General features: G+C 42.7%; 6 protein-coding genes and 7 tRNA genes. 10 read left to right on the top strand and 3 right to left on the bottom strand.

The features are described from left to right. Positions 1 to 104 precede the first annotated feature (104 nt). From EV212_RS13065 to pyk, 9 genes are all read left to right on the top strand, one after another. Positions 105 to 178, top strand: a tRNA-Asp gene (locus EV212_RS13065). Positions 179 to 218: 40 nt separating this feature from the next. Next, positions 219 to 291: transfer RNA gene (locus EV212_RS13060), tRNA-Val, on the top strand. 5 nt (positions 292 to 296) lie between these two features. Then, a tRNA-Thr gene (locus EV212_RS13055) sits at positions 297 to 369 on the top strand. A gap of 5 nt (positions 370 to 374) precedes the next feature. Continuing rightward, a tRNA-Tyr gene (locus EV212_RS13050) sits at positions 375 to 456 on the top strand. Positions 457 to 506: 50 nt separating this feature from the next. After that, a tRNA-Met gene (locus EV212_RS13045) sits at positions 507 to 580 on the top strand. Between the two features lie 165 nt (positions 581 to 745). Then, a tRNA-Phe gene (locus EV212_RS13040) sits at positions 746 to 818 on the top strand. A gap of 21 nt (positions 819 to 839) precedes the next feature. Further along, positions 840 to 912 (top strand) — tRNA-Lys (locus tag EV212_RS13035). Between the two features lie 88 nt (positions 913 to 1,000). Beyond that, positions 1,001 to 2,161 (top strand): AI-2E family transporter, encoded by a 1,161-nt coding sequence (locus EV212_RS13030; RefSeq protein WP_132094339.1) that lies wholly within the window; start codon positions 1,001 to 1,003, stop codon positions 2,159 to 2,161. A 3-nt stretch (positions 2,162 to 2,164) separates the two neighbouring features. Then, positions 2,165 to 3,904 (top strand): pyruvate kinase, encoded by a 1,740-nt coding sequence (pyk, locus tag EV212_RS13025; RefSeq protein ID WP_132094336.1) that lies wholly within the window; start codon positions 2,165 to 2,167, stop codon positions 3,902 to 3,904. 57 nt (positions 3,905 to 3,961) lie between these two features. Here the strand turns inward: pyk and EV212_RS13020 are convergent, their stop codons facing one another. Continuing rightward, on the bottom strand, positions 3,962 to 4,453 hold the full coding sequence (locus EV212_RS13020; protein ID WP_132094333.1) for a C-GCAxxG-C-C family protein: 492 nt from the start codon (positions 4,451 to 4,453) through the stop codon (positions 3,962 to 3,964). Positions 4,454 to 4,623: 170 nt separating this feature from the next. On the opposite strand from EV212_RS13020, the gene EV212_RS13015 reads away from it, so the two are divergent. After that, a complete protein-coding gene (locus EV212_RS13015; RefSeq protein WP_132094330.1) occupies positions 4,624 to 5,094 on the top strand; it encodes an acyl-CoA thioesterase in 471 nt (156 codons plus the stop codon). A gap of 81 nt (positions 5,095 to 5,175) precedes the next feature. On the opposite strand, the gene EV212_RS13010 is transcribed toward EV212_RS13015, so the two are convergent. Together EV212_RS13010 and dapF are read right to left on the bottom strand one after the other, a co-directional pair. After that, a complete protein-coding gene (locus EV212_RS13010; RefSeq protein ID WP_132094327.1) occupies positions 5,176 to 6,633 on the bottom strand; it encodes a UDP-N-acetylmuramoyl-L-alanyl-D-glutamate--2,6-diaminopimelate ligase in 1,458 nt (485 codons plus the stop codon). Between the two features lie 23 nt (positions 6,634 to 6,656). Next, complete coding sequence (gene dapF, locus EV212_RS13005; RefSeq protein ID WP_132094324.1) at positions 6,657 to 7,490, bottom strand: diaminopimelate epimerase; 834 nt, start codon at positions 7,488 to 7,490, stop codon at positions 6,657 to 6,659. Positions 7,491 to 7,509: the final 19 nt, after the last annotated feature.

Raw genomic sequence — 7,509 nt, 5'->3', positions numbered from 1 at the left:
GTCACTAATCGGTCGAGGGCATGACCAGAAGGCGGGTCAGGAGAGAGAAAGAGACGATGGAAGACATTTTCAGTATGTAGTTTTGAAGGCACATGTGTCTTTATGGCCTAGTGGCTCAGTTGGTTAGAGCGCCGCCCTGTCACGGCGGAGGTCGAGGGTTCGAGTCCCTTCTGGGTCGTTTAACATTATACAGTTGTACTAATGTTAAATTAGTATATGGGGTCTTAGCTCAGCTGGGAGAGCATCTGCCTTACAAGCAGAGGGTCACAGGTTCGAGCCCTGTAGGCCCCATTTTCGCCGATGTGGCTCAATTGGCAGAGCAGCTGATTTGTAATCAGCAGGTTATCGGTTCGAGTCCGATCATCGGCTATTATGGATGGATTCCCGAGTGGCCAAAGGGGGCAGACTGTAAATCTGTTGTCGACGACTTCGAAGGTTCGAATCCTTCTCCATCCATTTACTGAAAGTATCCGAGATGTATGGAACTTTCAGTTTTAATTTAATATCGCGGGGTGGAGCAGTTCGGTAGCTCGTCGGGCTCATAACCCGAAGGTCGTAGGTTCAAATCCTGCCCCCGCAATTCTTTTAGAACGAAATATAATCCATCTCAAGAATCTACGATTCTTTCGATGACCGTTTATCTGCTAGTGCAAATAAACGAAAAAGCTGATTCAAAAGCATATAAGAATAAATTCTTAATGCTTTTTCATCACCTTTAATTATATAGGCGTTTTCAAATTTATTCGCCCAGATAGCTCAGTCGGTAGAGCAGAGGACTGAAAATCCTCGTGTCACTGGTTCGATTCCGGTTCTGGGCATTTATCGGAAGATTCTGATATGGGGTATTAGCTCAGTCGGTAGAGCACTTGACTTTTAATCAAGTTGTCCGGGGTTCGAATCCCCGATGCCTCATTCAAATGAAAAAGTCCAATCACATTTTTTGTGATTGGACTTTTTCATTTCATAAGAATATGTTAGAATGAGAAAATGACAGCAAGGGGTGATTTATATTAATAAGAATTTTAAGACCTTTATTAAGTATGGATTATGTATTGCCATTCTGCTTTTGATGGTTATCCGTTTTGATAAGATATTTATCTTGGTAAGTCATATTTGGACTGCTGCATTTCCTTTGATTTTGGGTTGCCTGTTTGCCTATGTTTTAAATATTATTATGAGGGCATTGGAAAAACATTGGTTTCCGACGACAAATAATATGGCAGTGATACGAGTGCGCAGAGGTGTGTGCGTTTTCTTGTCTATATTTCTTGTTTTTGGAGCTATCTTTCTTATCATACGGATTGTACTTCCTGAATTGGTAGAAGCTTTTTCTGTAATAGCCAATGAAATACCGGTCTATTTTGAAAAGGTTCAGCATTGGATCGTAGTCAATGGTGATATGTTTCCATCTTTAGCGGAAAAGATTGGGGGCATGGAAATTAATTGGCAGGAAATGTTTAATAAGATCTTTACCTATGTGACAAGCGGTTTCAGTTCAATGTTGAACTCGGCATTTACATTTGTTTTTCAGATTATGAGTTCTCTTGTAAATGTAACCATAGCAACTATTTTTGCCGTATATATTTTATTGAACAAAGAGAAGCTTCAATCACAGGCAAAAATTTTCCAAAGTGTATATATGAAAAAGTCTTATGTGAAACGTATGAATCATGTCATTTATACGGCAAATGAAAGTTTTACAAGTTTTATTACAGGTCAATGTGTGGAAGCTGTGATTTTGGGTATTTTATGTACTGTGGGAATGTTGATTTTGCGTTTTCCCTATGCGCCAATGGTAGGAACCTTTATCGGAGCCACAGCATTAATACCGATGGTAGGTGCCTATATTGGAGCTTTTGTAGGGGCATTTATGATTTTTACTGTGTCGCCGATCCAGGCTGTAGGATTTATCATATTTATTATCATTCTTCAGCAGCTTGAAGGAAATTTAATTTATCCAAAGGTTGTTGGGGCATCTATCGGCCTGCCAGGAATATGGGTATTGGCCGCAGTGACCATCGGTGGTGGTCTTGGGGGAATTCCAGGAATGTTGATAGGGGTTCCTTTAACAGCTACAATTTATCGTTTAATATGTCTGGATGTTCAGGAACGGACCCGACATGAAGATATATCAATAGATAGCAAGAAAACAGAGGAGTAGATTATGAGAAAGACAAAAATTATTTGTACACTCGGACCGGCATCTGAAAGTGAAGATGTGTTAAGGAAATTAATGATTGAAGGAATGGATGTTGCACGTTTTAATTTTTCCCATGGAACCCATGAGGAACAACTGGAAAAACTAAATCGGGTAAAGCGGCTCAGAGAAGAGCTGAACCTTCCTGTGGCGGCATTGCTCGATACAAAGGGCCCGGAAATTCGACTGAAAACCTTTGAAAATGGAAAAGCTGAATTAAAGAGAGGCAGTAAATTTACTTTGACAACCCGGGAAGTCGTTGGAAATTCTGAAATTGCTTCTATTACCTATGTGGATTTACCGAAGGATGTAAAAGTCGGCGGCCGGATTTTGCTGGACGATGGTCTGATCGAGCTTTATATTGATGATGTAGAGGATACGGAAATCCATTGTACAGTCGTTAATGCCGGCGTGATTTCGAACCAGAAGGGTGTGAATGTACCGGATACGGTACTTTCTATGCCATTTATCAGTCAGAGAGATTATGACGATATTTGTTTTGGTATTGAAAATGGATTTGATTTTATTGCCGCATCTTTTACAAGAACCGCGGAAGATATTCTGGAAATCCGTAAGATTCTGGAAGAAAAGAATTGCAATACCATTAATATTATTGCAAAGATTGAAAATATGCAGGGCGTACAGAATATTAAGGAAATTATTCGTGTTTCTGATGGTATTATGGTTGCCCGCGGCGATATGGGTGTGGAGATTCCGATGGAAGAGGTTCCAGTCCTTCAGAAAAAGATTATCCGTAAAGTATATCAGGCCGGTAAGCAGGTTATTACGGCAACCCAGATGTTGGATTCGATGATGAAAAATCCGCGGCCAACTCGTGCCGAAGCAACAGACGTTGCAAATGCGATTTATGATGGCACCAGCGCGATCATGCTTTCCGGAGAAACGGCGGCCGGAGCTTATCCGGTGGAAGCGGTGCAGACGATGGTTAAAATTGCAGAGCGGACAGAAATTGATATTAATTATCGACGCAGATTTTCCGAACTGGGAACGGAAGCAATCACAGATGTGACGAATGCCATATCCCATGCCACATGTACGACGGGTATGGATTTGAATGCGGCGGCAATTATTACAGTAAGTAAATCGGGAAGAACAGCCCGGATGATTTCAAAATTCCGTCCAACTTGTCCGATTATTGCCTGTACCATGTCGCCAAGTGTATGGCGCCAGTTAAATCTGTCCTGGGGAGTCCAGCCGCTGATTATCGAAGAAAAGGGGACAACGGATGATTTATTTGAGACGGCTGTTGAGGAAGCCCAGAAAAAAGGATATGTAAAGCAGGGGGATGTGACGGTTATCACGGCAGGCGTTCCACTGGGTGTTTCCGGCACGACAAATATGTTAAAAGTTCAGGTAGTCGGACACATTTTGGCCAATGGCGAAGGCATTAACAAGCAAAAAGTTCACGGGCGTTTATGCGTATGTCACTCAGACAAAGAATTGATTCAGAATTATCAGCCGGGAGATATCGTCGTTACGAAAGATACCAATAATTATATGCTGAAACAGCTGAGAACGGCTTCAGGTATTGTTATTGAAAAATCCAGTCTGGATGCACATGCGGTGACGGTTGGATTAAGCCTGGATATTCCGGTGCTGATCAATGTAAAGAATGCAACGGATATTTTAAAGAATGGTGTATTTGTAAATCTTGACTGTGAAAATGGTGTGATTGTAGCAGATTAAAATTAAAAAGAGTACCATTTCCGCATTTTTATAATCAGGAAAATGGTACTCTTATTTTTAACTTTCAGCGTATTTTACAGCAAGTTGAGCGCAGTAGGCGATGATTTCCATACAGTTCTTTTTGCGTGGTTTTGAATCAAAATCACCAAATGGCTGAGACATTTCACGGCAGATTAAAGTACCATATTTGTCTTCAATTTCATTGACCATTTTTCCGAATACAGGGTAAATATCGCCCTGAAGGTGTTGGATTCGTGCTCCCATTTCTTCTTTTGGACCAAAGGGATTGCGGCGTCCTTTAACAGTTCCAAGAGCCATGACAGCTCCGGTGATGGCGCCACATATATTTTTTGTATGACCGATGCCGCCGCCAAAACCGGTAGCCATACAGAGAATGTCTTCCGGCAGCTCAACATCGTACATATCCATAAAGGTTCTCAGAACGCATTCGGTACAATTTAATCCCTGACGAAAATATCCACGGCTGATTTCATCGGCCAACGCCATCTTTTCTTCTACAGTTTTGTTTTTTGCAATTTCCTTTTCCATAAGTAGAGCCTCCCAATACAATATAAAGTTATTATACAATGTTTATAAATATTTATCTACAGATTACAAAAATTTATGAAATACTTAACTTGTATTTTTATACTGCGTATATTAGAATGATAAGAACATTAACCTAATGTTAGACTCAATATAGAAAGGACTGAGGTTATATGGAAGCAAAAAAAGTATCAGACTCGAAGACAGTACAGCATCGTATCGTTATGCCGCCGGATATTAATGGATTCGGCCGCTTATTTGGAGGCCGGCTTTTGTCATGGATAGATGAGGTTGCCGGTGCTACGGCGAGACGGCATTGCGGGCGGGATGCCACAACTGTAGCAATTGATAATACCTATTTTAAATCCGGTGTTTATTTAAATGATATCGTTGTTTTAATCGGAAAGGTTACCCATGTGGGAACAACTTCTATGGAAGTACGTATTGATACATACAGAGAAGATTCGGAAGGCAAGCGTTACCCGATCAACCGGGCATATTTTGTGATGGTATGTATGGGCAAGGATGATAAACCGATGAAGGTGCCGGGATTGATCCTTGAAAACGACGGTGAACGGATGGAATGGGAAACGGCGGTGAAACGTCGCGAATTGAGACTCCTGCGGCGTCAGGAAGGTTTCTAAAAATTCGGCCATCTTTTAATTTAAGTGGAAAACGGTTAGGTGATGTTATGTCATCCAACCGTTTTCGCTTTTCAAAAATTTCTATCTTCCGGCCAGAATATCAGCAATCAAATCCCGTTCATCCATCGGGTATTTGATACCTTTGATTTCCTGGTAATCTTCGTGGCCTTTTCCGGCGAGAATAATAACGTCGCCGTCTTCGGCATTATCAATACAATATTTAATGGCCTCTTTACGGTCCGGAATAGTTACATATTTCCCCGGGCCCTTGTGAACACCAATCAAAATATCGTTAATAATGGCCATCGGTTCTTCAAATCTTGGGTTATCCGAGGTGACAACGGTCAGATCGGACAGATTCGAGGAGACTTCGCCCATTTCGTAACGGCGGTGCGGGTCCCGGTTGCCGCCGCAGCCAAACAGAGTGACCAGTCGTTTTGGATGGTATTCCTTCAGGGATTGCAGCAGGCTTTCAAGAGCCATCGCATTGTGGGCATAGTCGATCATCAGAGTGAATCTTGGGGAAATCGGTACGGTTTCCAGACGGCCCTTAACATGAACATTGGTCAGCGCTTTTATAATGTTTTCTTTAGGAACATTAAAATGATGACAAATGGCAATAGCCGTCAGGGAGTTATACACGCTGAAACGTCCTGGAATATCAATTTCCACATCCATATCCATACGGCCGGACAGGCGATAAGTTACGCCGAGGAGTCCCGGTTTCTGAAGTAATTTCATATCGGAAGCGCGGAAGTCGGCATTTTCTGACATACCGAAGGTTTCCAGATCGCAGGTATGGCCGTCGGTAATCCGTTCCACATAGTTGTCGTCCATGTTGACGATGCCGTGGCGGCACTGTTTAAATAACAGAGATTTACAGTGGATATAGTCGTCCAGATCTTTATGCTCATTTGGGCCGATATGATCCGGGCCAAGGTTGGTAAAAATACCATAGTCAAAGGTAAAACCATCTACCCGGTGAAGCATGAGGCCCTGAGAGGAGACTTCCATAACAACACATTCGCAGCCTGCATTCACCATGTCGCGGAAATATTGCTGAACAAGATAGGATTCCGGCGTTGTATTATTGGCCTTGATGACTTTTTTACCGATAATGGTTTCAATCGTGCCGATGAGGCCGGTCTTAAATCCGGAATTTTCGAGAATGGAACGTACCATGTAAGTTGTGGTCGTTTTCCCTTTAGTGCCGGTAATACCAATGGTTTTTAATTGTTCGGCCGGGTATCCGAAGTAAGCGGCTGACATATAGGCCAGAGCACTCCGGGTATTTTCCACGCGAATGACCGTCACATGAGCCGGGGCTTTTACTTCCTTTTCCACAATGACAGCAGTGACACCTTTCATCACAACGTCGGAAATAAACTTATGACCGTCCATCACCGCACCGCTGATGCAGACAAAGACACCGTCCGGGCAGGCATTTCGGGAATCATAAAGTAAATGGGATATAGGAATATCTACAGAACCCTGGACACAGGTGTAGTCCATACGTTCAAGTAATTGGGATAATTTCATATAAATGTCCTTTCAAAAATAGATTACAGTTCAATCTCACCGGAGAAAACCTCAGTGGCCGGTCCGGTCATAAAGACCGTATTGTTTTCAGCATCATATCGGATCAGCAGATCACCGCCAAGCAGATGAACGAGCACTTCCTTGTCCGTTTTGTCATTCAGGATGCAGGCCATGACGGTGGCGCAGGCGCCGGTACCGCAGGCCAGTGTTTCACCGGAACCCCGTTCCCAGACACGCATATCGACGGTGCGTCGGTCAATGACATGAACAAATTCTGTGTTGACCTGCTCCGGAAAGAGGGGATGCTTTTCAAAAAGCGGTCCGATATGTTCCAGTTTCAGGCTGGCTGTATCATCAACAAAAACGACAGCATGGGGATTACCCATGGATACGCAGGTTAGGTGCCATACATTTCCATCGATTTCCACAGGTTCATTGATGACCCGGTCTTTTGAAATACTGACGGGAATTTTTGATGGAGTCAGGATTGGCGCTCCCATATTGACGGTTACGGTATCCACTTTTCCGTCTTTAATATTTAAGTCCAGATACTTAATTCCGCCGAGGGTTTCAAGTGAAATCCGAGTTTTATCTGTTAAATGATGATCGTAGACATATTTTGCGATGCAGCGAACTCCATTTCCACACATCTTTCCCTCAGAACCATCCATATTATACATAGCCATGCGGAAATCTGCTTTGTCTGATGGACAAATGAGAATGAGACCATCGGAACCAATACCAAAATGGCGGTCGCTGACTTGTTTTGCTGTTTCAGAAGGATTTTTAACCGTTTCTTCAAAACAGTTTACATAAACATAGTCATTGCCACATCCGTGCATTTTTGTAAATTTCATTTTAACCACCTCCAGAAGG

The sequence above is a fragment of the Frisingicoccus caecimuris genome (assembly GCF_004340975.1).
Lineage (GTDB): Bacteria > Bacillota > Clostridia > Lachnospirales > Lachnospiraceae > Frisingicoccus > Frisingicoccus caecimuris.
This window is presented reverse-complemented; position numbering and strand designations above follow the sequence as displayed.

Coding starts and splice junctions, on each gene's coding strand:
- pyk (WP_132094336.1), top strand. CDS start 2,165: ATGAGAAAGACAAAAATTATTTGTACACTCGGACCGGCATCTGAAAGT.
- EV212_RS13020 (WP_132094333.1), bottom strand. CDS start 4,453: ATGGAAAAGGAAATTGCAAAAAACAAAACTGTAGAAGAAAAGATGGCG.
- EV212_RS13015 (WP_132094330.1), top strand. CDS start 4,624: ATGGAAGCAAAAAAAGTATCAGACTCGAAGACAGTACAGCATCGTATC.
- EV212_RS13010 (WP_132094327.1), bottom strand. CDS start 6,633: ATGAAATTATCCCAATTACTTGAACGTATGGACTACACCTGTGTCCAG.
- dapF (WP_132094324.1), bottom strand. CDS start 7,490: ATGAAATTTACAAAAATGCACGGATGTGGCAATGACTATGTTTATGTA.